Source organism: Sphingomonas rosea (assembly GCF_039538065.1).
GTDB lineage: Bacteria > Pseudomonadota > Alphaproteobacteria > Sphingomonadales > Sphingomonadaceae > Sphingomicrobium > Sphingomicrobium rosea.
On the sequence record NZ_BAABBR010000001.1, the window covers coordinates 1,065,449 to 1,085,958 of the forward strand.

At 65.8% G+C, this 20,510-nt stretch carries 24 protein-coding genes; 13 read left to right on the forward strand and 11 right to left on the reverse strand.

Annotated elements, in window-relative coordinates; all coding sequences use genetic code 11:
* Nucleotides 1–15: 15 nt before the first annotated feature.
* From ABD693_RS05265 to ABD693_RS05285, 5 genes are all read right to left on the reverse strand, one after another.
* Nucleotides 16–777, reverse strand: coding sequence for a class I SAM-dependent methyltransferase (locus ABD693_RS05265; RefSeq protein ID WP_344695970.1), 762 nt, complete (start codon nt 775–777; stop codon nt 16–18).
* 68 nt (nt 778–845) lie between these two features.
* Entirely contained in the window at nt 846–3,047 is a 2,202-nt protein-coding gene (uvrB, locus tag ABD693_RS05270) for an excinuclease ABC subunit UvrB (protein WP_344695971.1), read from the reverse strand.
* Nucleotides 3,048–3,104: 57 nt separating this feature from the next.
* Nucleotides 3,105–4,406 carry an OmpP1/FadL family transporter gene (locus ABD693_RS05275; RefSeq protein ID WP_344695972.1) on the reverse strand — a complete coding sequence of 434 codons (1,302 nt, stop codon included), beginning with the start codon at nt 4,404–4,406 and terminating at the stop codon, nt 3,105–3,107.
* Between the two features lie 23 nt (nt 4,407–4,429).
* Nucleotides 4,430–4,834: a DUF2147 domain-containing protein gene (locus ABD693_RS05280; protein ID WP_344695973.1), complete on the reverse strand. Its 405-nt coding sequence runs from the start codon at nt 4,832–4,834 to the stop codon at nt 4,430–4,432.
* A 161-nt stretch (nt 4,835–4,995) separates the two neighbouring features.
* Nucleotides 4,996–5,856, reverse strand: coding sequence for an alpha/beta hydrolase (locus ABD693_RS05285; RefSeq protein WP_344695974.1), 861 nt, complete (start codon nt 5,854–5,856; stop codon nt 4,996–4,998).
* Between the two features lie 75 nt (nt 5,857–5,931).
* Between ABD693_RS05285 and ABD693_RS05290 the strand changes: the two genes are divergently transcribed.
* Complete coding sequence (locus tag ABD693_RS05290; RefSeq protein ID WP_344695975.1) at nt 5,932–6,201, forward strand: HNH endonuclease; 270 nt, start codon at nt 5,932–5,934, stop codon at nt 6,199–6,201.
* Here the strand turns inward: ABD693_RS05290 and ABD693_RS05295 are convergent.
* Nucleotides 6,198–7,970: a histidine kinase famiy protein gene (locus ABD693_RS05295; protein ID WP_344695976.1), complete on the reverse strand. Its 1,773-nt coding sequence runs from the start codon at nt 7,968–7,970 to the stop codon at nt 6,198–6,200. The genes ABD693_RS05290 and ABD693_RS05295 overlap by 4 nt on opposite strands.
* A gap of 166 nt (nt 7,971–8,136) precedes the next feature.
* Here ABD693_RS05295 and ABD693_RS05300 point away from each other — a divergent pair, with 166 nt between their 5' ends.
* On the forward strand, nt 8,137–8,640 hold the full coding sequence (locus ABD693_RS05300; protein WP_344695977.1) for a DUF3617 domain-containing protein: 504 nt from the start codon (nt 8,137–8,139) through the stop codon (nt 8,638–8,640).
* Between the two features lie 98 nt (nt 8,641–8,738).
* On the opposite strand, the gene ABD693_RS05305 is transcribed toward ABD693_RS05300, so the two are convergent.
* The 4 genes from ABD693_RS05305 to ABD693_RS05320 form a co-directional block, all read right to left on the reverse strand.
* Entirely contained in the window at nt 8,739–9,230 is a 492-nt protein-coding gene (locus tag ABD693_RS05305) for an SgcJ/EcaC family oxidoreductase (protein ID WP_344695978.1), read from the reverse strand.
* 87 nt (nt 9,231–9,317) lie between these two features.
* Complete coding sequence (locus ABD693_RS05310) at nt 9,318–10,391, reverse strand: TerC family protein (protein ID WP_344695979.1); 1,074 nt, start codon at nt 10,389–10,391, stop codon at nt 9,318–9,320.
* 50 nt (nt 10,392–10,441) lie between these two features.
* Nucleotides 10,442–11,092: a DUF2490 domain-containing protein gene (locus ABD693_RS05315; protein WP_344695980.1), complete on the reverse strand. Its 651-nt coding sequence runs from the start codon at nt 11,090–11,092 to the stop codon at nt 10,442–10,444.
* Between the two features lie 343 nt (nt 11,093–11,435).
* Nucleotides 11,436–12,218: a hypothetical protein gene (locus ABD693_RS05320; RefSeq protein ID WP_344695981.1), complete on the reverse strand. Its 783-nt coding sequence runs from the start codon at nt 12,216–12,218 to the stop codon at nt 11,436–11,438.
* A gap of 410 nt (nt 12,219–12,628) precedes the next feature.
* Between ABD693_RS05320 and ABD693_RS05325 the strand changes: the two genes are divergently transcribed.
* The 7 genes from ABD693_RS05325 to ABD693_RS05355 all read left to right on the forward strand — a co-directional run bounded on the left by ABD693_RS05325 (nt 12,629) and on the right by ABD693_RS05355 (nt 18,243).
* The gene (locus tag ABD693_RS05325) at nt 12,629–14,512 is read left to right on the forward strand and encodes a ribonucleoside-diphosphate reductase subunit alpha (RefSeq protein WP_344695982.1); all 1,884 of its coding nucleotides are present in this window, start codon (nt 12,629–12,631) and stop codon (nt 14,510–14,512) included.
* 196 nt (nt 14,513–14,708) lie between these two features.
* Complete coding sequence (locus tag ABD693_RS05330; protein WP_344695983.1) at nt 14,709–14,930, forward strand: hypothetical protein; 222 nt, start codon at nt 14,709–14,711, stop codon at nt 14,928–14,930.
* Nucleotides 14,927–15,277: a hypothetical protein gene (locus ABD693_RS05335; RefSeq protein ID WP_344695984.1), complete on the forward strand. Its 351-nt coding sequence runs from the start codon at nt 14,927–14,929 to the stop codon at nt 15,275–15,277. The genes ABD693_RS05330 and ABD693_RS05335 overlap by 4 nt, the downstream gene beginning before the upstream one ends.
* Before the next feature lie 78 nt (nt 15,278–15,355).
* Nucleotides 15,356–15,736 carry a PepSY domain-containing protein gene (locus tag ABD693_RS05340; RefSeq protein ID WP_344695985.1) on the forward strand — a complete coding sequence of 127 codons (381 nt, stop codon included), beginning with the start codon at nt 15,356–15,358 and terminating at the stop codon, nt 15,734–15,736.
* Nucleotides 15,733–15,867, forward strand: a complete 135-nt coding sequence (locus ABD693_RS05345; protein WP_344695986.1) for a hypothetical protein — start codon at nt 15,733–15,735, stop codon at nt 15,865–15,867. The genes ABD693_RS05340 and ABD693_RS05345 overlap by 4 nt, the downstream gene beginning before the upstream one ends.
* Before the next feature lie 4 nt (nt 15,868–15,871).
* Entirely contained in the window at nt 15,872–16,924 is a 1,053-nt protein-coding gene (locus tag ABD693_RS05350; RefSeq protein WP_344695987.1) for a ribonucleotide-diphosphate reductase subunit beta, read from the forward strand.
* Nucleotides 16,921–18,243, forward strand: a complete 1,323-nt coding sequence (locus ABD693_RS05355; RefSeq protein ID WP_344695988.1) for a hypothetical protein — start codon at nt 16,921–16,923, stop codon at nt 18,241–18,243. Before ABD693_RS05350 ends, ABD693_RS05355 begins: the two co-directional genes overlap by 4 nt.
* 47 nt (nt 18,244–18,290) lie before the next feature.
* On the opposite strand, the gene ABD693_RS05360 is transcribed toward ABD693_RS05355, so the two are convergent.
* Nucleotides 18,291–18,461, reverse strand: a complete 171-nt coding sequence (locus tag ABD693_RS05360) for a hypothetical protein (RefSeq protein ID WP_344695989.1) — start codon at nt 18,459–18,461, stop codon at nt 18,291–18,293.
* 163 nt (nt 18,462–18,624) lie between these two features.
* Here ABD693_RS05360 and ABD693_RS05365 point away from each other — a divergent pair, with 163 nt between their 5' ends.
* The 4 genes from ABD693_RS05365 (at nt 18,625) to ABD693_RS05380 (ending at nt 20,476) form a co-directional block, all read left to right on the forward strand.
* Entirely contained in the window at nt 18,625–19,116 is a 492-nt protein-coding gene (locus tag ABD693_RS05365; protein WP_344695990.1) for a hypothetical protein, read from the forward strand.
* Nucleotides 19,117–19,237: 121 nt separating this feature from the next.
* Complete coding sequence (locus ABD693_RS05370; RefSeq protein ID WP_344695991.1) at nt 19,238–19,402, forward strand: hypothetical protein; 165 nt, start codon at nt 19,238–19,240, stop codon at nt 19,400–19,402.
* Nucleotides 19,399–19,623 carry a hypothetical protein gene (locus tag ABD693_RS05375; RefSeq protein WP_344695992.1) on the forward strand — a complete coding sequence of 75 codons (225 nt, stop codon included), beginning with the start codon at nt 19,399–19,401 and terminating at the stop codon, nt 19,621–19,623. Before ABD693_RS05370 ends, ABD693_RS05375 begins: the two co-directional genes overlap by 4 nt.
* 280 nt (nt 19,624–19,903) lie before the next feature.
* Nucleotides 19,904–20,476, forward strand: coding sequence for a DUF1993 domain-containing protein (locus ABD693_RS05380; RefSeq protein WP_344695993.1), 573 nt, complete (start codon nt 19,904–19,906; stop codon nt 20,474–20,476).
* Nucleotides 20,477–20,510 lie beyond the last annotated feature (34 nt).

Here is a 20,510-nt window from a genome sequence, read left to right on the forward strand (position 1 = left end):
GTCAAACAGTGCTTCTCAGCGCGGCTTGCGGAAGCGGAAGAAGAAGCGGTCGGTCTTTCCCCGGATCGCGGGGTCGAACACGTTCTTGCTGTGGTCGTCTGCAGGGTTGGCGAGGATCTTGCTCTCGCCATCGAGTTTGAAGCCGGCCTTGAGGAAGTCCGCCTTCACCACCGCCGGATCGATGCGGTGAAGCTTGTCGACGATCGCGCGCGTGTCGCCGGCGGGCCCGACATGGTCGATGATCCCGACCACGCCGCCGGGCTTGAGCGACGCATACATCGCACGGGCGAAGGCACCCGGCTCGGCACGGCCGATCCCGTATTTGGCCGATTCCCAGTACATGTCGTGATAGTCGAGATTGACCAGCGCGACGTCATAGGCGCGCGCCGGACCCTGCCACGCCTCGAACGGGAAGGTCCGCAAGGTCGCGCCCGGCGTCCTGGCCACCAGCGCGTCGATCTCGGCCTTGCCCTTGTCCTTGTACATCTGGAGCGGCTGCCAGGCGGTGACGCTCCCCCTGGGGCCGACCGCCCTGGCGAAGAGCGGGGTCCAGTAGCCCGAGCCCGCGAACATGTCGGCGACCGCCATGCCGGGCCGGACCCCGAGGAAGGCCAGCACCTCGGCGGGCTTGCGGCTCGCGTCCATCTCCCTGAGCTTCGCCTCGCGCGCCGGATCGGCGAGGGCCGCCCGGACCCCGGCCATGCCCATGGGCGCGGCGGAAGGCGCGGCGGCGACAAGCGCGAGACTCGAGAAAGCGACAAGCATCACGGGCTTCATGGCAGGCTCCCCTTGGTGGTCGGGACCGAGGCTATGCCCGCGCCGCGGCCGACGCCAGCGCCATTCGATCAGCGGCGGGCGCGCTTGTTCATCCGCATCTGCTGCTGCTTGCCGTAGCGCGTCTTGCGCGTGCCGGGTTTGCCCTCGGTCGAATGACCGACCCGCGGAGCCGCCCGCTCGTGGTCCGGAATCCCCAGCTCGTCTTCCTCGAGCTTGCGGATCTCGTCGCGAAGCCGGCCGGCTTCCTCGAACTCGAGATCGGCCGCGGCCTTGCGCATCCGCTCTTCGAGATCCTTGATGTAGGCGCGCAGGTTGTGCCCGACCAAGTGCGGCGTCTCTGGATCGCCGGTATCGACGACGACGCCATCGCGGGTCGAGACGTGGGCAATGATGTCGCTGATGTCGCGCTTGATCGTCGCCGGGGTGATGCCGTGGATCCGGTTATATTCCTCCTGCTTCTCGCGGCGCCGGTTGGTCTCGTTGAGCGCGCGCTCCATCGAGCCGGTGACCCGGTCGGCATAGAGGATGACCTTGCCATCGACGTTGCGCGCCGCGCGGCCGATGGTCTGGATGAGGCTCGTCTCCGAGCGCAGGAAGCCTTCCTTGTCGGCGTCGAGGATCGCGACCAGCCCGCACTCGGGAATGTCGAGGCCTTCGCGCAGGAGGTTGATGCCGACCAGCACGTCATAGACCCCGAGCCTGAGGTCGCGGATCAGCTCGATGCGCTCGAGCGTCTCGACGTCCGAGTGCATGTAGCGGACCCGCAGGCCCGCCTCGTGGAGATATTCGGTCAGGTCCTCGGCCATCCGCTTGGTGAGCGTGGTGACGAGCGTCCGATAGCCCTTCTTCGCGGTCGCCTTGGCCTCGGCGACGAGATCGTCGACCTGGTCCTCGACCGGCTTGATCTCGACCGGCGGGTCGATGAGCCCCGTCGGCCGGATGACCTGCTCGGAAAAGACGCCGCCGGTCTCGTTGATCTCCCACGGTCCCGGGGTCGCCGAGACGAACACCGACTGCGGGCGCATCGCGTCCCACTCGTTGAAGCGCAGCGGGCGATTGTCGATGCAGCTCGGCAGGCGGAAGCCATATTCAGCGAGCGTGATCTTCCGCCGATGGTCGCCACGCGCCATCGCGCCGATCTGCGGCACCGTCTGGTGGCTCTCGTCGATGAACAGCAGCGCGTTGTCGGGCAGATATTCGAACAGGGTGGGCGGCGGCTCACCCGGCAGGCGGCCGGTCAGGAAGCGGGAATAATTCTCGATCCCCGCGCAAGAGCCCGTCGCGGCGATCATCTCGAGGTCGAAATTGGTCCGCTGCTCGAGCCGTTGATGCTCGATCAGCTTGCCTTCCGCCTCCAGTTCCTTGAGCCGCTCCTCGAGCTCGTGCCGGATCGCATGACTTGCCTGCTTGAGCGTCGGTCCCGGCGTCACATAGTGCGAATTGGCGTAGAGCTTGATGCTCGGCAGGCTCGCGACCTTCTTGCCCGTCAGCGGATCGAATTCGACAATGTCCTCGATCTCGTCGCCGAAGAAGGAGATGCGCCAGGCGCTGTCCTCATAGTGCGACGGGAACACCTCGAGACTGTCGCCGCGGACCCGGAAGTTGCCCCGCGCAAACGCCTGGTCGTTGCGCTTGTACTGGAGTGCGACGAGCTTGCGCACGATCTCGCGCTGGTCGGCGGTCTCGCCCTTCTTGAGGCTGAAGGTCATCGCCGAATAGGTCTCGACCGAGCCGATGCCGTAGAGGCAGCTGACCGACGCCACGATGATCACGTCGTCGCGCTCGAGCAGCGAGCGGGTGGCCGAGTGGCGCATCCGGTCAATCGCCTCGTTCACCGAGCTTTCCTTCTCGATGTAGGTGTCCGACCGCGGCACGTAGGCCTCGGGCTGATAGTAATCGTAATAGCTGACGAAATATTCGACCGCATTGTCGGGGAAGAAGCTGCGGAACTCGCCGTAGAGCTGGGCCGCGAGGATTTTGTTGGGCGCGAGGATCAGCGCCGGGCGCTGCGTCTCCTGGATGATCTGCGCCATGGTGAAGGTCTTGCCCGAACCGGTGACGCCGAGGAGCACCTGGCTCCTCTCGTTCTGGTCACGGATCCCGTCGACCAGCTCGCGGATGGCGGTCGGCTGGTCGCCCGCGGGCGCGTAATCGCTCTTGAGGACGAAGGGGCGTCCACCTTCCGCCTTGGCGGGCCGCGCAGGCCGGTGCGGGACGAACTCCTCGCTCGTATCCGGTTCGGCGAGGCTGGTGCGGATCTGGATTTCCATCCCGCGAATATGGGGATGGAGGCCCCGGGCGGCAATCGCCCGAGGCCTCTCGCCTGACTAGAAGTGGATCGCGCCGCCGAACGACAGCACGACCGCGCGGGCCTGCTCGAGCTGGCCCGAGGTCAGCACCACGGTCTGCGCCGGCGTGCCGACATAGGCCGCGGTCGGGCGGTCGATCCGCGCCTTGGCGAAGTCGACGTAATTGGCCGCAGCGTCGAGCGTGATCGCCTTGGTCAGCGCATAGCTTCCGCCGACGCCGAGGTTCCAGCGGTTGCTGTCGGGCACCCGGGCGTCGCGTTGGCCGTCGCGGGTCGGGGTGAGCGCGCGCTGCACGCCGGCGCGCAGCGTCAACTCGGGCGAGACGGCATAGTCGACGCCGCCGGCCAGGCTCCAGCTGTTGCGATAGTTCTGCGGCAGCGCCTGATTGACCGGCGCACCGAGCGTGATGTCGTCGAACTTCTTCCAGCCGAAGCGGACGAACTGCGCGTTCACCGTCAGCTGCTCGGTCGCCTTGAGGCGGCCCGCGACGATGATCTGGTCCGGCGTGCGGAAGGTCGCGGTCACGTCGCTCAGCGTGAGGTTGTTGGCGGCCAGCGGATCCACGAGCCCGCTCACGCGCAGGTCACCGGTCAGCTTGTGACGGACCGAGGACTTGTAGGAAAGCCCGAGCGTCGCGCGCTCGTTGTGGAGCTGGACGCCCGCGGTCCAGCCGAAGTCCCAGCCGTCGCCCTTCAGCTGCTGGCTGCCGTCGGCCAGCAGCGGCGACAGGTTGGGAAGCGCGTTGCTGAGCGTCGCCTTGGCATATTCGATGTTGAGCGCGCCGCCGACGCGGAAGTTGTCGGTTACCGCGACGCCGATCGAGGGCTGGACGTCGATCGTCCGCAGGCTGGTGCGATCGGCGCTGTAGCGGGTCCAGCTGTCGGCGTCGTAGTCGGTGGTGAAGCTGAAGGGCGAACTGATCGCGAGGCCGACCGCCACCCGGTCGTTGAGCGGGACCGCGATCGAACCCGAGGGGAGCGCGCCATTGTTGATCGGGTTGCGCGCGACCGCATTGCCGCCCACCGGCGCGGGGAGCTGGCCCGGGCGCACGATCCGCGTGCCGGTGTCGACCACTTTGCCGTGCGGCAGGATCACCGCGACGCCCAGCGCGCCGCTCGCCTGGGTCTGGCCACCGATGGCGGCGGGGTTCCACCACAGGCTCTGCGAACCGGTGTCGGCCGCCTCGCCCGAAAAGGCCCGGCCGGCGCCGCGCACCGACTGCTCCTGGAGATAAAAGGCCTGGGCGAAGGCCGGGGTCGCGCCGAACGCGAGGGCGAGGGTCGTCGTGGCGGCAAAAGCCGCGAAATTACGCGAAATCATGGAGTGTCAGACTTTCGTTGGGATTAGCGAATTCGGGTCCAGGTCTGCGTCTTGCAGAGCGGGACGAAGATGCAGCCGCGAACCTGCAGCTGGTTGCCCGACGGGGTCAGCCGCGCGCTGTAGGTCTTGCCGTCCTCGGCATTGTAGATCTTGCCGCCGTTCCACACCGCGCCATCGGCCTTGAAGCCGCTGAGGATCGGGAGCCCCTTCAGGGGCCGACCGCGCAGCCCCGGATTGGCGTTGTTGACGTCCTTGAGATTAGGATCGGCCTTGAGGCCATCCGACGTCACCAGCCGGCCGCAGACCGAGGCACCGCAGCGGCTGATCTCGACGATCCCGTTGCGGGTCTGGGTCTTCCAGAGGCCAAGGACGCCATCGGATCCGGCGGGCGCGGCCGCAAGCGCGGCGGCGAACAGGAGAAGCGACATTTTTACAGGTCTTTCGAACAAGTTGCGAAGGAGAGGGGGCGTTCCCCAGTGCTTCTCCGCGCCTGAAAGTCCGCAAGGCGACGGTCAAGCGCCGAAGCGACCAACCGGCGATGAAAGCGACGAATGGCGGGTTGAGGCGCCGCCATCCGGCATGTGAGCGCTCACATGCCGGGCGCGCACCGGACGGTGAAGCCAAATTCGGGCGCCGGCGCTTCCTTGGCCGGCAACAGATATTGCAACGCCTCGGGCGATGACTGCTGGTAGATGGTGGCGTGGGCCAGTTGCGGCCGGGCAGCGAGGCAGAAGGGGAGGCCGCGCGCCTTCAGCCCCTCCACCAGTCGTCGCATCGCCGCCGGCTCTTCCGATTGCTCCCTGGCGAAGGCGAGGAACAGCCTGCGGCCGCGCTGGGCGTCGCCGAGCCGCGCCTTCGCGGTCAGCGACAGCGCTTCCTTGTCCCACCACAGGCTGGGATCGATGGCGCCGTAACCGGTGAACAGCGCCGGCTCGGCAAGATAGGTCTCGACCGCGAACAGCCCGGCGAGCGACTCCCCGAGCAAGACCGACTGCCCGTTGGTTCGATAATGCCGCTCGACCAGCGGCTTCACCCGTTCGCGCAGGAAGGCGCGGAAGCGCGCGCTGTCGCCGGCGGTCGGATATTTCTTGATGAGCGCGGCGTCTGCCGTCGCGCCGACCAGTTCGCGCCGCCGGTCGCGGGTCTCGATCCCGACCACGATAGCCTCGTCCGAGCGGCCCCAGATCCCGCCGAGCTGCACCACGCCGGCGATATGCAGCAGGTCCTGCTCGACCCCGCCGTCGATGAGATAGAGCACCGGGTACCGTCGTGTGCGCTCCTTCGCATAGCTCGCCGGAAGCACGACATTGACCGCGCGCACGTCCCCCAGTTCGGGCGAGCGCACGGCGAAGCTCGTCCCCAGGCGGATCGGCGTCGCGATCGGCGCGGGCGCAGTCCTGGCGGCGACGAGGGCGAAAGCGCACAAAGGCAGCAGGAACAGGCGGAGCATCGGCCCTTCTCCCAATCCCGGCCCCCGGCGACAAGCCTCGGGGCACCGGCACGGCGATCGGGCGTTCGCTTGGGAATGGACGCTTGCTGGCTCTGCGCCCGGCCGCTCGGCCGGCGCGTCGAATATCATCATCCGGTGCCCAAGAGCCGCGGCGGGCGCGAGACCCGGCCGGTGCACCCGATCTGCCACCGCGCGCTCCACGCGACCTTCAGCAACAAGGAACTGGCCCGGATCGGCGACGATCCTGCGGCACTCGGCCGCAATCCCGAGCTTGCGCGCTTCCTCGCCTGGGTCATGAACAAGCCCGCCGACTTCCACGCGCCGACCCGGCGCCGGAAAGCCTAGGCTTCGACCGCTCCGAAGTCCGACGGCTTGCGCCGCGCGTCATGCTGGTCTTCGCGATTGTTGAGCGCCTGCCGCACGCGGTCCAGCAGCTCGGCGCGGCGATACGGCTTGCCCAGCACATCCTTGTGGTGCCGGTCGGGGCCCGCGATCACCAGCTCCTCATTGTAGCCGGTGGTGAGCAGGATTCCGATGTCGGGATCGCGCGCACGGACCTCGTCGGCCAGCATCAGGCCATTGATCCCGCCCGGCATGACGAGATCGGTGAAGAGAAGGTCGAACGTGCCGGGCTCGGCTTTCTCGAACAATCGCAGCGCCGCTTCGCCGCTGTCGGCGGTGGTGACGCGATAGCCGGCCGCCTCGAGGATCTCGATCGCCAGTTCGAGCACTTCGGCGCTGTCCTCGACGACCAGCAGATGCTCGACCGGCTTGCCGCGATTCTCGATGATCGGAACCTGGCGGTCGGGCTTGCGCTCGGTGACATCGTCGTCCTGGTCGAGCGAGACCGGGAACATCATCCGCAACAGCGCGCCCTTGCCAAGCTCGCTCTCGATTTCGAGCCGGCCACGCGACTGCTGGACGAAGCCCGAGGCCATGGCGAGGCCGAGGCCGGTGCCCTTGCCCTGGCTCTTGGTCGTGAAGAAGGGTTCGGTCGCACGTTCGATCACATCGTCGCTCATGCCCGAGCCTTCGTCCGACACCTCGAGCGCGACATATTCGCCCTCGGGGAGCTGGCGCGCGAAGGCGTCACCGTTGAGGTGGATCGCCTTGGTCGTGATCGTCACCACGCCGCCGCCGGGCATGGCATCGCGCGCGTTCATGAGGATGTTGAGCAACGCCATTTCGAGCTGCTCGGGATCGATCATCACCCGCGGCAGGCGTCGGCGAAGATTGAGCTGGAGCTGCACCTGGCTCCCGAGCGAGCTCTCGATCACGTCGATGAAGTCGGTGACGAGATGGCTGAGGTCGGTCGGCTTGGGCGTCAGCCGGGTCTTGCGGGCGAAGGCCAGCAGCTGGCGGGTGAGCTTGGCCCCGCGGTCGGCGGCGCTGCGGGCGTTGGTGATGTAGCGCTTCGCGCGGTCGCCATCGATGCAGGACGCCAGGAGTTCGAGATTGCCGTTCACCACCTGCAGCAGGTTGTTGAAATCGTGCGCGAGCCCGGCGGTGAGCTGGCCGATCGACTCCATCTTCTGCGCCTGGCGGAAGCTCTGCTCGCTGTTCCGGCGGCGCGTGACGTCGAGCTGGCTGGCGAACTGATAGGCGAGCTTGCCGCTTTCGTCGAACACCGGCCCGATGAAGACCGCGTTCCAGAATGGCGTGCCGTCGCGCTTGTAGTTGAGGATCTCGCAGGCGATCGAGCCGCCGCTGTTGACCGCATCGCGCAGCGCGGCGACCGTCTCGCGGTCGGTGTTGGCGCCCTGCAGGAAGCGGCAGTTTCGCCCCAGGATTTCGCTTTCCTCATAACCGGTGAGGTCGAGAAAGGCCTTGTTGGCGAACGCGATCGGATTGTCGGGCTGGTTGGGATCGGTGAGGATCATCGGCATTCGAGTCATCTCGATCGCCGCGAAGAAGACATTGCCGCGCTCGTCGAGGCCGGGGCGCGAGATGACGCTTTCGCGCCAGTGGTTCATGCCCGGGCTCGAACCGAAGGTGCTGGTGCTGGAGCCGGTGTCGAGTTCTCCCTTGGCCGGGCGTCCGCGCGACTGGCCGTCACCCTCGATGTCGGTGGCCTTGCTTGGGTCGGACTTCGTGATGCGCACTTCGTCGTCCACGTTATTCTACTACTCCGGCTCGTTTGGGGCGCGCGTACACGGTTCCCCCTAACGTGAGCGACATTACAGAATCCCTTGGCGAACAAATGGTTCCGATTCCGAACGCATTGCGTCACGCGACGCAGGGGCTAAGCTTCCCGCCGTCCGCGTCAAGCAGGGGGAAGTAATGCAGGTTAAATTTTTGTGCCTCGTCGGGGCACTCGCGCTGGCGTCGTGCGGCAGCGAGACAGCCAAGCCCAAGGCGGCCGCCGCACCGGCCAAGATCCCGGCCGGCACCTATGAGGTGACCGCCACGGTCAAGAGCCTCGTCTCGGCCGACAAGACACCGGTCCCGACCTTCGCCAAGGCTGGCGACGTCATCAAGACCACCGGCTGCGTCGGCGACGACGGGCTCCCGGCGCCCGAGCTCTTTGCCACCAAGGGCGACACCTGCCGGCTGGAGAACCCCTATGCGCGGTCGGGCCGGATGAACCTCACCTACAATTGCAACCGCCCGGGCAAAGGCAGCGTGATGACCATGGTCGACGGCAGCTACACCGCCGACGGCTTCACCGGCACGCTCGAAGGAACGAGCAGCTTCCCCGGCGACGGCGACTTCAAGCTGGTCGAGGAGATTGTCGCGAAGAAGACCTCGGACCAGTGCACCGCTCCCGCGGCGAAGAAGGCCTGACGAACGAAAAAGGGGCGGCGGACTGGTCCAGCCGCCCCGCTACCGATGCTGGCTCGCCGCGGAACCCGTCCGGCCGGACGGTCCCGCGGCAGCCATCCTTATTCGCTGATCGGCATCATCGAGCTGTGGAGATGGGCGATCTTCCACGCTCCGTCCTCCATCTTGTAGATGAAGGTGTAGCGCGCCTTGACGTTGTTGCGCACGCCACTGTTCTGGTTGGTCAGCGCCACCGTCCACGTGCCGGTCCGGACCAGCATGTCGCAGCCCTGGCGGACGTTGCTCGTGGTGATGGTTCCGACCGGCTTGCCCTTGAGGAACGAGACGAAATAGTCGCGGATGCCCGCGCGGTCGGTGCGCGGCACGTTCGACACGGTCGCCAGCAGCACCGCGTCGCGGCTGAACAGGTCGGTCACCGTGTCGGGATTGCCCGACGCCCAGGCCGCGTTGAAGCGGGCGAACTGGTCATCCGCGGTGGTGGCGCCGACGGGGACGCAGCGGGCCGTCTGGCTCGTGGCCGAGGCCCCGGCGGGGACGGCGAGGGCGGCCAGCGACCCGGCGGCGATCATGACGGCAGGCTTCACGAAATTCACGCAATCTCTCCTTCGGTTGGTCGTGGTGGAGACAGGGAAAAGCCGGGCCGGCCGGCCACCCCCGGCCGGCCCGCAGCGGGGGGAGGTCTAGTGCGCCCGGTCCCCCGGCAGCTGGTCGAGCCTGGCCCCGGCGGGCTCGGGACCCTTGTCGGCCGGCCAGTTCGGCTCGGGCTGGCCGCGCGTCTTCCACAGCGAATAGAAGACGCCGCCCGCGATCAGGCCCGCGGTCACGCCGAGGCTGAGCAGCGGTGGGAACTTGCCGCCATCCAAGAGGAAATCGGCGACGAAGATCTTGGCGCCGATGAACACCAGCACCAGCGCCAGCGCATATTTCAGATAGTGGAAGCGGTGCACCATCGCGGCCAGCGCGAAGTAGAGCGCGCGAAGGCCGAGGATCGCCATGATGTTCGAGGTGTAGACGATGAAGGTGTCGGTGGTGATCGCGAACACCGCCGGCACGCTGTCGACCGCGAACACGAGGTCGGCGAGGTTGATCACCACCAGCGCCAGGAACAAGGGCGTCGCCGCGCGGACCAGCTTGCCGGTCTTCTCGTCAGGCACCTTCACGAAGAAGTGCTGGTCGTGAAGCTCCTTCGTGACCCGCATGTGGCGGCTGATGAAGCGGATCACCGGATTGCCCTCGATGTCCATCGGCTTGTCGCCCGCGAACAGCATCTTGATGCCCGTCACCACCAGGAAGGCGGCGAAGATGTAGAGCACCCAGTGATACTGCTGGACCACCGCCGCGCCGACGCCGATCATGATGCCGCGCAGGATGATCACCGCGACGATGCCCCACAGGAGCGCGCGATACTGATATTTCGCGGGAATCGCGAAATAGGTGAAGATCAGGCTGATCACGAAGACGTTGTCGATCGACAGCGCCTTTTCGATGAAGAAGGCGGTGTAATATTTGAGCGCGAGGTCCGCGCCCGCCTCCGCGCCGAGCGAAGCCGTTTTCTGGAAATAGACCCAGACGCCGAACAGCAGGGCGAGGCCGATGTAGAAGGCCGACAGCTTGAGGCTTTCGGCGATGCCCATTTCGCGATCCTCCTTGTGGAGGATCCCGAGATCGAGCGCGGTCAGGCCCGCGACCACCCCGATGAAGGACAGCCAGAACCAGACGGGGGTGCCGAGCCAGTCGGCAAACAGGAATTCCATGGGGTCGTCTCCTCAGCGCGCGGCCGCACGCCGGGAGGCGGGCCGCGGGGCTAGAGCTTGAAGGTGAGGTTGAGCGTCGGCGCGTGGCCGACCACGTCGGGCCGGTTCTTGCGGATGCTCTGCTGGCGCGTGTAGCCGACGCCGAGATCCATCTTCCCGAAGGTCTTCTGGAAGCCGACGAAGGTGCGCAGGCCGGTCAGCCCGGTATCGCCGGTCGCCGAGGTCGCGCGCAGCGTGAAGAAGCCTTCCGCATTGGCGGCCAGCGCCCAGTCCTTGGGCTTGTCGGTCAGCGGAATGGCCACGCCGATGCGTTGCCGGAGCCGCCAGCCGGTCCGGTCGCGCCCGTCGATCATCCGTTGCTCGAGCCGCGTACGGCCCTTGAGCCCGAGCTTCGAATCCAGCGTGTAGCTGGCCTGCTCGATGATCCGCGTCTCGAGGTCCGCGCCTTCCTTGGAGCGATGCAGCCCGAGCGACAGCGAGGTCGCCTTGCTGATCTTCCGCCCCAGCCAGATGCGATAGATGTGGCTGTCGCCCGCAGGGCTCTCGCGGAAGCGCTGCTGGGTCTGGAATTCGACAAAGGTCTTCTTGTCGAGGTCGTGGCTGAGCGTCAGGTCCGACCACCATTCGAGCTGGTCGTCCGCGGCCAGCGCCGGGGTTGCGGTCAGCAGCGCGAGCGCGCCCGCGAAGATGGTCGTTTTCATGATGGTGTCCCCGTCCTTGCGGGGCCAGGCCGCCCGCCGCCGCCCCATCATCACAGGCGCATGACACTATCGTGTCATTCGCGTGCAAGTTCGAAGTCGCGCGATCTCCCGGCGGCCAGTCCTTGGTCGTCATAAGCTCCTCAATCAGGCTCGTGGTTCAGCCGATCGGAGCATCGTCAGTGAAGATGGGGGCGAGGACGCCGGGCCAGGTCACATCGGATGATCCGATGCGGTCCGACATCACGTGCTCCCGGCCGAATGATTCGGCCGCGAACGCGCCAGAGGGGCCCGGTCCGCGGAGACTATATATCCTGACCGGACGAAAAGTTCAAATTATCGCCGATTAGCGCCGCCGGCCGACCGAATAATCGATCCGGATCTGCACCCATTCGCCGACCTTGTAGTCCCCGCCGACCCGCGGCGGCCGGACCTTGAACTGCCAGGCGGCGGCCAGCACCGCCCGCTCGAGCCGCGAGCCCTTGGGCCATTCGTCGAGCCCGACGCAGTCGTCGACCTTGAAGCCCGGCACGGTCTTGCAGGCGATCAGCGCCCAGCCCGGATCGGCGGTCGAGAGATAGCCGCGAAGCTCGCTGTCATAGGGTTCGCGCAGCCAGGCCGCGGCGTAGAGCGTCTCGCCATTGGGTGCGCGCCCCACCACCTCGCTGTCGGCCTCGCCCTTGGGCGCGGGCGGCCCGGCCGGCGCGCGCTTGGGCGTTGCCGGGAAATTGCGCAGGTCCGCGCTCGCCATCTGCTCGGACGACATCTCGACCAGCGGGGAGGGGAGCTTGACCGCGGGCGGCGGGACGACGCTTAGCGGAGTCGCGACCGGTGGCCGCACCTCGGGGCGCGGCTCGCTCACCGGCTGGGTCTCGCGCGGCTGCGCTTTTTCCTGTTCGCTGGTCTTCTGCTCGGGCTGCGGTTCGTCCGCCGGCTCCTCGGACACGTCGAAGGTCTTCAAGGGCGCCTCGCCGCTCATCGGAACGAAGGTCCGGGCGCCGATCGTCAGCAGGATCAGCACCACCAGCGCCTCGAACGCCAGCGCCGCGCCGAGCCCGAGCAGCCGCCGGCGCCGCGATCCGCGCACCGCTTCGGCCTGCCGCCGCCGTCCCCACGTCGCTTCGCTCAACCCGCCTGCCTTCGCCGTTCGTGTCGCCGCCTGTGGCAAGCCCTTGATGAACCGCCACTGGCGCCGCTTGGCGGCATGAATGAGGCAGGCTCGCCGCCCCCCGGAGTGCGGCGCGGAAAACACATTATCCACCGCAATCTTCGGTTAACCATCATTTTCCGTCTTGCGTCCGAAAGCGGCGCAAAGCACAAGATGTTGTAGCGGATCGAGGGCACCAACGCACATCATTGTGGTTGGCGCTGGGGATAACTATATTCCCAGCGAGGGAGAAGCGCGTCCCTGTGGAAAGCGGGGAAAGCTTCTCCAAGGCCACTCGGCCCCTAGCGAATCGCGGGGCTTGGGCGTATCCCGGCTCCGTGAACGAAACGGGAACAACGCGCGGCGCTCAAGGCCGCCAGGAGGAAGCAGTCATGGACTTCTCGAGTGGCAGCGAGGTCGGCACCGCCGACGTCACCCCCACCGCAACCGCGGCGAAGAAGGACAGCAAGACCGTTGACGTGCGTCGCTTCGACGTCGTCACCGACTCGAGCCGCGACGCGCTCCTGACCGAATTCGGCAAGGAAACGCTGCGCGACCGCTACCTCCTGCCCGGCGAGGGTTATCAGGACCTCTTCGCCCGCGTCGCCTCGGCCTATGCCGACGATGCCGGGCATGCGCAGCGCGTGTACGATTACATCAGCCGCCTGTGGTTCATGCCCGCGACCCCCGTGCTGTCGAACGGCGGCACCGGCCGCGGCCTGCCGATCAGCTGCTACCTCAATTCGGTCAGCGACAGCCTCGACGGCATCGTCAACACCTGGAACGAGAATGTCTGGCTCGCCTCCAAGGGCGGCGGCATCGGCACCTATTGGGGCAATGTCCGCGGGATCGGCGAGCCGGTCGGCCTCAACGGCAAGACCAGCGGCATCATCCCCTTCGTCCGCGTGATGGACTCGTTGACCCTCGCGATCTCGCAGGGCTCGCTCCGCCGTGGCTCGGCCGCCTGCTATCTCGACATCTCGCACCCCGAGATCGAGGAGTTCCTCGAGATCCGGAAGCCGAGCGGCGACTTCAACCGCAAGGCGCTCAACCTCCACCACGGCGTGCTCGTCACCGACGAGTTCATGGAATGCGTCCGTGAAGGCGGCGAGTTCACGCTCCGCAGCCCGAAGGACCAGTCCGAGCGCGGCAAGGTCGACGCCCGCTCCTTGTTCCAGAAGCTGGTCGAGACCCGCCTCGCGACCGGCGAGCCCTACATCATCTTCATCGACCAGGTGAACCGGTCGATGCCCAAGCATCACCGCGACCTCGGGCTCAAGGTCTCGACCTCGAACCTCTGCTCGGAAATCACCCTTCCGACCGGCAAGGACCATCTGGGCGCCGACCGCACCGCGGTCTGCTGCCTGTCGTCCCTGAACCTCGAGACCTGGGACGAGTGGAACGGCGACAAGCAGTTCATCGAGGACGTCATGCGCTTCCTCGACAACGTGCTGACCGACTATATCGACCGCGCCCCCGACGAGATGGCGCGCGCCAAGTACAGCGCCGAGCGCGAGCGCTCGGTCGGCCTCGGCGTGATGGGCTTCCACTCCTTCCTCCAGGCCCGCAACCTCCCCTTCGAGGGCGCCATGGCCAAGAGCTGGAACCTGCGCATCTTCAAGCACATCAAGGCGCAGGTCGACGAGGCTTCGCTCCAGCTCGCGGTCGAGCGGGGGCCGTGCCCCGACGCCGCCGACATGGGCGTGATGGAGCGCTTTTCCTGCAAGATGGCGATCGCGCCGACCGCGTCGATCTCGATCATCTGCGGCGGCACCTCGGCCTGCATCGAGCCGATCCCGGCCAACGTCTACACCCACAAGACGCTGTCGGGCTCCTTCTCGATCCGCAATCCGTATCTGGAGAAGCTACTGATCGAGAAGAGCAAGAATTCCGAGCAGGTCTGGAATTCGATCCTCGAGCAGGGCGGCAGCGTCCAGCACCTCGACTTCCTCAGCCAGGAGGAAAAGGACACCTACAAGACCAGCTTCGAGATCGACCAGCGCTGGCTGATCGAGCTTGCCGCCGACCGCACGCCTTACATCGACCAGGCCACCTCGCTGAACCTGTTCATCCCGGCCGACGTCGACAAGTGGGACCTGATGATGCTCCACTTCCGCGCCTGGGAGCTGGGCATCAAGTCGCTCTACTACCTGCGTTCCAAGTCGGTGCAGCGCGCCGGCTTCGCGGGCGGGGTCGAGGCCGACAACACCGCCGAAGCGCCCAAATACGAACTTGCCGCCTCGACCGACTACGACGAGTGCCTCGCCTGCCAGTGATCCTTCATTCCCTCTTCCGCTCGCGGGAGAGGGAGGGAGCCCGCCTTGGCGGGCGGAAGGGTGAGGGCCTGTCCTCAAGGATCAGCGGAACCACGCCATGCTCGCCAACCCCGTCCTTTTCTTCCTTCTCGCCGTGGGCGTCATCGCCTTCGGCGCGTGGGTGGGACGCAAGCAGCGCGGGGGGCGTTGAGCGGCCATGAACATGCTCTTCGTCATCGTCGGCGGCCTCGCCGCCCTGATCGGCCTGCTCCTCCTCGTCACCGCGCTGCGCGGCCGCGTCGGGGAATCGCGCAAGTCCACAGCCCAGCTCATCGGCGGCATGATGATCCTCGCCTTCGGCCTGGTCCTCGCCGGCTTCGCCATCGCCTACGCCACCACCAAGCCCTATCCAGAGTTCCGCAACGAGGCGGCGTCATGAGCTATCGCCAGTCGAGCTTCGATCCCCTCGCGCCGTCGGCGCCCGTCGGCCCCCGGCGCCCGTTCAACTGGGTGCAGTGGCTCGGCGTCGCCTGCGAGGCGGGGGCGATCGCGATCCTCCTATGGCATTTTTCGGGCGTGCTTGGCTGGACCGGGGCGAAGCCGGTCTCGCCGATCTACAGTACGGCCACCGCAATCATCGGCATGACGCTCATCAACTCGCGCACCCAGCCACTCGCAGCCGAGGACGAGCCGCAGCGTCGCCGCAACGCGCGGTGGCTGGCGTGGACGCTGGGCGTGGTCGCCACGCTCGCGCTCCTCGCGATCATCATCGATATTTACAAATGACCCGCCGCCACTCCGCTCTTGCGAACCGCTCGCAACAACGCCACGCGTTGCGAATGATTCGCAACAAAGGAACTTCGCATGCGTAAGTGGCACCGCTGGCTCTCGGTCTTCTTCGGGATCCTCATCCTGTTCGTCGCCACCACCGGCATCCTCAGCCAGATCGGCAGCCTGGTGAACGACAGCCGCGCCGCCGCCGCGCCGCCGCCGGTCGTCCCCGCGGGCTTCGTCTGCCCCGAGACCATGAATTGCCGGCCCAAGCCCCAGCCGGGCGGCTGGAACCTCGGCCTGCTCCATCACCTCCACTCGGGCGAGGAGTTCGGACCGGTCGGCGTCGCGCTCTCGATTCTCAGTGGTTTCGCGCTGCTTTTCTTCGCTTTTTCAGGGCTTTGGATGTATATCCAGATGTTCCGCGCCCGCGCGTCCAAGACGTCCAACCCCAATCGGAGGCTGTTCTGGTGACCCAAGCAACGATCGTCACATTGTCGGCGCTGATCGCGCTCTTCGCGGGCCTCTACACCCTCGTCGTCTTCACCCGCCGCCGCCGCCTCGCCGCGGCCGCGTCCGACCCCATCACCCAGCCCAAGGACTGATCCCATGCCCCTCCTGCAAGCCAACAAGGCCTACAAGCCCTTCGAATATCCTTGGGCGTTCGAGTTCTGGAAGCGCCAGCAGCAGATCCACTGGATGCCCGAGGAAGTGCCCCTGGGCGAGGACTGCCGCGACTGGGCGCAGAAGCTGACGCCGCACGAGCGCAACCTCCTCACCCAGATCTTCCGCTTCTTCACCCAGGCCGACGTCGAGGTGCAGGACTGCTACCACGACAAGTACGGCTCGGTGTTCAAGCCGACCGAGATCAAGATGATGCTCACCGCCTTCTCCAACATGGAGACGGTGCACATCGCTGCGTACTCGCACCTGCTCGACACGATCGGCATGCCCGAGAGCGAATACAGCGCCTTCCTCCAGTACAAGGAGATGAAGGACAAGCACGACTATCTGAACACCTTCGGGGTCGACACCGACGCCGACATCGCCAAGACGCTCGCCATGTTCGGCGCCTTCACCGAGGGGCTGCAGCTGTTCGCCAGCTTCGCGATGCTGATGAACTTCCCGCGCTTCAACAAGATGAAGGGCATGGGGCAGATCGTCAGCTGGTCGGTCCGCGACGAATCGCTCCACTGCGAGGGCATCATCAAGCTCTTCCACGCCTTCGTGAAGGAGCGCGACTGCCTCACCGCCGACGTGCGCGATTCGATCATCGACCAGTGCCAGAAGACGGTGCGCCTGGAAGACGCCTTCATCGACCTCGCCTTCGAGCAGGGCCCGGTCGAGGGCATGACCGCCAAGTCGATCAAGAAGTATGTCCGCTACATCGCCGACTGGCGCCTCGGGCAATTGGGCTTCCAGCCGATCTACATGGTCGACGAGCACCCGCTCCCCTGGCTCGCACCGCTGCTGAACGGCGTCGAGCACGCCAACTTCTTCGAGCAGCGCGCCACCGAATATTCGAAGGCCGCGACGCGCGGAAACTGGAACGACGTCTGGGACAACTTCGACCGCCGCCAGAAAGCCAAGGTCGCCAACGACGCGCCGGAAGCCGAGGCCGAAGGCGGGCTGTTCGATGCGGCTACGGTGGCGGCGGAATGACCGCATACGGGGATCAGTACGGGGAACTCCTCGAAGATATCGAGGATGCCCTAGACTCGATGCCGGGAGACCCGAGCGCTATTGTTCCTGGCCTCACAAAAGATAGTCTCAAAGTATTCTTTCGTTCCTTCAAGTTGCTTTTGGACAGAGTTGATGCCGGTACTGGAATAGATTGGCCGCATCTGCTCTACTCCAACACTAATGTCCCCCAAACAGTGATAAATACTTCGGCAAATCTGATTGGCGCAAGGGGGAATGCGATAGATTATGCCTTACAAAACTACATGCCGACATTTGTAGATCTGCGGAATAGGTTGGAGTTAGCTACAGGAGTTGTGGCAACCGACTCTGCAAGCTCAACACCTCTGCGTCGTCGACTTGCAGCCGTCGAACGAGCCTTCGGGGAGGCTCAAAGCAAACAGGCCGCTGCGGAAGAATTGCAGCAGGCGTTAGAGGCGCAAATAAACGATCTACGCTCGAAGGCGGACGAACTCGGTACATCAATTGAAGACTTCAACCTTAAGGTAGCCGAAATAGAGGCGAGCCGGAGCAAAGCAATTTCCTTATTAAATGGGGACACTGACGAGGGGACAAGTACCGGTCTAGAAGGTCTGTCTGCTAGGGCGGCGGAAATTGTTAAACAGGCTGAAGCTTCGGCGAAGAAGGCTACGGAAGCTCAAAGTAGGGCCAGCAAGTCTGCGCAAAATGCCGAGCAGAGCAAAAACTCTGCTGAAATCGTGAGAAAGAACGCTCAAAGCGTTATCGAGGACGCTCGCAAGGCGTTGCGTGGCTCTACCCAAGCCGGATTAGCGGAATCATTCATTGCCGAGAGGGATAGCAAGCTTAAAGGGTTGGCAATCTTTGGAAGCTTAATTGTAGTGGGTGTAATTGGCGCCGTTCTTTTTGCAGTTAAGGAGGTTCTTCCAGCGGTCAGTGCGTTCTCTGAATCGGTTAAGTCGGGTCAGGGCATTGAGGCTCTCGGAATTAGCCTGCTGATTCGCACGGCCTTGCTTGCGCCCTTTGTGTTTTTGGCTTGGTTTGCTTCTGTACAATATCGAAGAATTGATCTTCTCCGGATTGACTACGCGGCGAAGGCTGCGGCCGCCAAGGCGTACATTGGTTACAAAGACGAACTCAAAGGTGATCCGAAGCTAACCAACGCACTTAAGGCTTACCTCATCCAGAGGTTCGGCGAACATCCCGTTAGACTTGTCAGCGGTGACGACAATGGGGAACCAGCAAGTTGGTGGGCCAACATGCTGAGCGGTGATCGATTAAGCCAAGGGAAGCCCGAGAGTACGTCTGCCGCTGCGGAGTGAAAAGCCGGAACGGCTAGCCACTTTTTAGCTATTACTACTGCATCTCCTTAGTCCCCACGATCCCCCTGGTTACGCGGCTTCTTCGTTGCCGCGTGCTTCCGGGCGTCCTGGCTGAGCGACCGCGACACGTCGACGCTCTCCTTGAACGTCCCGTCCTCGCGGCGGCGGACGAAGCGTTTGTCGGTGCCCGTGTCGATCAGCTCGCGCTCGTTGGTCATGACGCCTACTCCCTCTGCACCCGCCGCCAACGTCCCGCGCGCGACAGGGATTCCCGCACCTCGCCCGAATGCGACGGGCCGCCCCCGTCGGGAGTCGGGCCGCGCCGGCGCAGTCCCGACCAGTCCTTACGACTTGGCAAGATGATCCGCCTAAGCAGGCGCGATGACGCACCAGCCAGTCATCGCGCTGACCTTCGAACAGTCGCTGCACCAAGCCGTTGCCGAGGTGAATCGCTGGCGCGGCCATTGCCTCGAACTGCACGCCCGCCTCGAACGCGCCGTCAATGCGGCGCTGCGTCACTGGCAACCGGAATGTCCGCTCCCGCAGAAGTTCGCTGACCGGCTGAAGGCCCTTGCCCGCCTTGCGGCGGCCGACGGACCTCACGCGAACAAGAGCCTGGTGTCGACCATCGACCAACTTCAGGAGCTTCGCTCCGAATGGCGCGACCGCCTGGCGCATGCCACGTCGACGGTTCACCTCGATCAGGCGCGGGACTGGATCTGGCACTTCAGCATGCCCCGGTCCGGGGGGAAGATCGACGATAGTGGCGCGATCACTCGGGGCGACGGGGAGGAGCTCGAAAGCAGGCTTTCAAAGGCCGTGAATGCGCTGCGCTCGCAGCTGCGCAAGGCCGACGTCCCGCAATGCTGCTGAGAACGGCCCGCCCCGGCGATTAGCCAAACCACCCCATCCGTGCTACATCCTCCCCATCGCACGGATCGGCCTTCGTAAGCCCGTGCGGCTGAGAGATCTTACGCGCTCTTGCTTACCGGCAATGGAGCTGCACCTCATGGACATGAACTATCTCTACTGGCGCCGCGGCGTCTCGCTCGCCCGCGCCGGCGCGGCCGCCTGCGATGCCTCGCGCACCGCGCACCTCGACCTGTTCGAAGCCTATGGCCATCGCATCGTCGCCCGCCGCCGGGCCATCAATTCATGAGCCGCGTCCTGTTCCTCAGCCTGCCCGAGCAGGAAGTCATCGCCAGCTGCGACAAGGCCGAAGTCGGCATTTCCGCGCTCGAGCGCCTTCCCGACGGCGGCACCCGCCTCGTCTGCATGAGCAGCGCGGGCGCGGCGACCATGTCGGTCAAGTTCAAGCGCAGCCTGATCGCCGACACCGCGCGGCGCGAGCGCTTCCGCCCGGCCTTCTCGCGGCACTGATCGCCCGGGAAGGGGGGGGGGGCGCGGCTTGCGGTGTAGGATATCCTCCGATACCCTAACCCAAATGGCACGTTTCGAAGGTTTTGACGGGAGGGCATTTCGCCTCGGCAAGGCCCCCGCGCGCGCATCCGGCAGCCGTCGCGCCGCGAGCGACTCGCGGACCCTATGACATTGGAGACCTTGTTCAGGAAAGGACTGGGCCTCCGATCGCCGCACGACCCGCGCACGATGGCACCGTCGACCCGTTCGCGCGGCGACCAAAGCTGCTAGGAACGCGGTCATGACCCTAACCGCCATGCTCGTCCCGACCCTCGTCCACCAGCTCGGCGCGCTGCGCGCCTGGCTCGACAAGGGCGAGGCCCATGCCGCCGCCCAGGGGATGACCGAGGCCGAGCTGCTCGGTGTCCGGCTCGCGGTCGACATGTTCCCGCTTCACAGCCAGGTCCGCGTTGCCGCCTTCCTCGCGCAGGAGGCGATCCACCGGCTCCGCGGGACCGAGACCCCGGCCGAGGTCGTCGACTGGCGCACCCACGCCGCCACCCGGCAGGCCGAGCCCGGCACGCTCGCCGACCTCCGCGCGATCCTCGACCGGACGCTCGAATTCCTCGGCGCGGTCGGGGCGACCGAGCTCGATCCCGCCGCCGACCGCCCGCTCAGCCACGCGCTCCCGATGGGCATGGTGTTCGACATGACCGGCTTCACCTATGTCCGCGACTGGGCGCTGCCGCAGACCGCCTTCCACACCGACATGGCCTATGCGCTCCTGCGCAGCGCGGGCGTCGCGCTCGGCAAGCAGGACTTCGTCCCTCACATGTTCGCCTACCTCCGCCCCGGGACGATGCCGGGGGCGTAAGGGCGAGGGGCGGGCGCCTTTACCCCTCGTCAAC

Bases quoted from the DNA above. Each gene is read 5' to 3' on its own strand.
- ABD693_RS05335 (WP_344695984.1), top strand. From the start codon at position 14,927: ATGAGCTATCGCCAGTCGAGCTTCGATCCCCTCGCGCCGTCGGCGCCC.
- ABD693_RS05290 (WP_344695975.1), top strand. From the start codon at position 5,932: ATGGACGCTTGCTGGCTCTGCGCCCGGCCGCTCGGCCGGCGCGTCGAA.
- uvrB (WP_344695971.1), bottom strand. From the start codon at position 3,047: ATGGAAATCCAGATCCGCACCAGCCTCGCCGAACCGGATACGAGCGAG.
- ABD693_RS05380 (WP_344695993.1), top strand. From the start codon at position 19,904: ATGACCCTAACCGCCATGCTCGTCCCGACCCTCGTCCACCAGCTCGGC.
- ABD693_RS05340 (WP_344695985.1), top strand. From the start codon at position 15,356: ATGCGTAAGTGGCACCGCTGGCTCTCGGTCTTCTTCGGGATCCTCATC.
- ABD693_RS05375 (WP_344695992.1), top strand. From the start codon at position 19,399: ATGAGCCGCGTCCTGTTCCTCAGCCTGCCCGAGCAGGAAGTCATCGCC.
- ABD693_RS05330 (WP_344695983.1), top strand. From the start codon at position 14,709: ATGAACATGCTCTTCGTCATCGTCGGCGGCCTCGCCGCCCTGATCGGC.
- ABD693_RS05315 (WP_344695980.1), bottom strand. From the start codon at position 11,092: ATGAAAACGACCATCTTCGCGGGCGCGCTCGCGCTGCTGACCGCAACC.
- ABD693_RS05370 (WP_344695991.1), top strand. From the start codon at position 19,238: ATGGAGCTGCACCTCATGGACATGAACTATCTCTACTGGCGCCGCGGC.
- ABD693_RS05365 (WP_344695990.1), top strand. From the start codon at position 18,625: ATGACGCACCAGCCAGTCATCGCGCTGACCTTCGAACAGTCGCTGCAC.
- ABD693_RS05325 (WP_344695982.1), top strand. From the start codon at position 12,629: ATGGACTTCTCGAGTGGCAGCGAGGTCGGCACCGCCGACGTCACCCCC.
- ABD693_RS05275 (WP_344695972.1), bottom strand. From the start codon at position 4,406: ATGATTTCGCGTAATTTCGCGGCTTTTGCCGCCACGACGACCCTCGCC.
- ABD693_RS05280 (WP_344695973.1), bottom strand. From the start codon at position 4,834: ATGTCGCTTCTCCTGTTCGCCGCCGCGCTTGCGGCCGCGCCCGCCGGA.
- ABD693_RS05285 (WP_344695974.1), bottom strand. From the start codon at position 5,856: ATGCTCCGCCTGTTCCTGCTGCCTTTGTGCGCTTTCGCCCTCGTCGCC.
- ABD693_RS05360 (WP_344695989.1), bottom strand. From the start codon at position 18,461: ATGACCAACGAGCGCGAGCTGATCGACACGGGCACCGACAAACGCTTC.
- ABD693_RS05350 (WP_344695987.1), top strand. From the start codon at position 15,872: ATGCCCCTCCTGCAAGCCAACAAGGCCTACAAGCCCTTCGAATATCCT.
- ABD693_RS05300 (WP_344695977.1), top strand. From the start codon at position 8,137: ATGCAGGTTAAATTTTTGTGCCTCGTCGGGGCACTCGCGCTGGCGTCG.
- ABD693_RS05355 (WP_344695988.1), top strand. From the start codon at position 16,921: ATGACCGCATACGGGGATCAGTACGGGGAACTCCTCGAAGATATCGAG.
- ABD693_RS05265 (WP_344695970.1), bottom strand. From the start codon at position 777: ATGAAGCCCGTGATGCTTGTCGCTTTCTCGAGTCTCGCGCTTGTCGCC.
- ABD693_RS05310 (WP_344695979.1), bottom strand. From the start codon at position 10,391: ATGGAATTCCTGTTTGCCGACTGGCTCGGCACCCCCGTCTGGTTCTGG.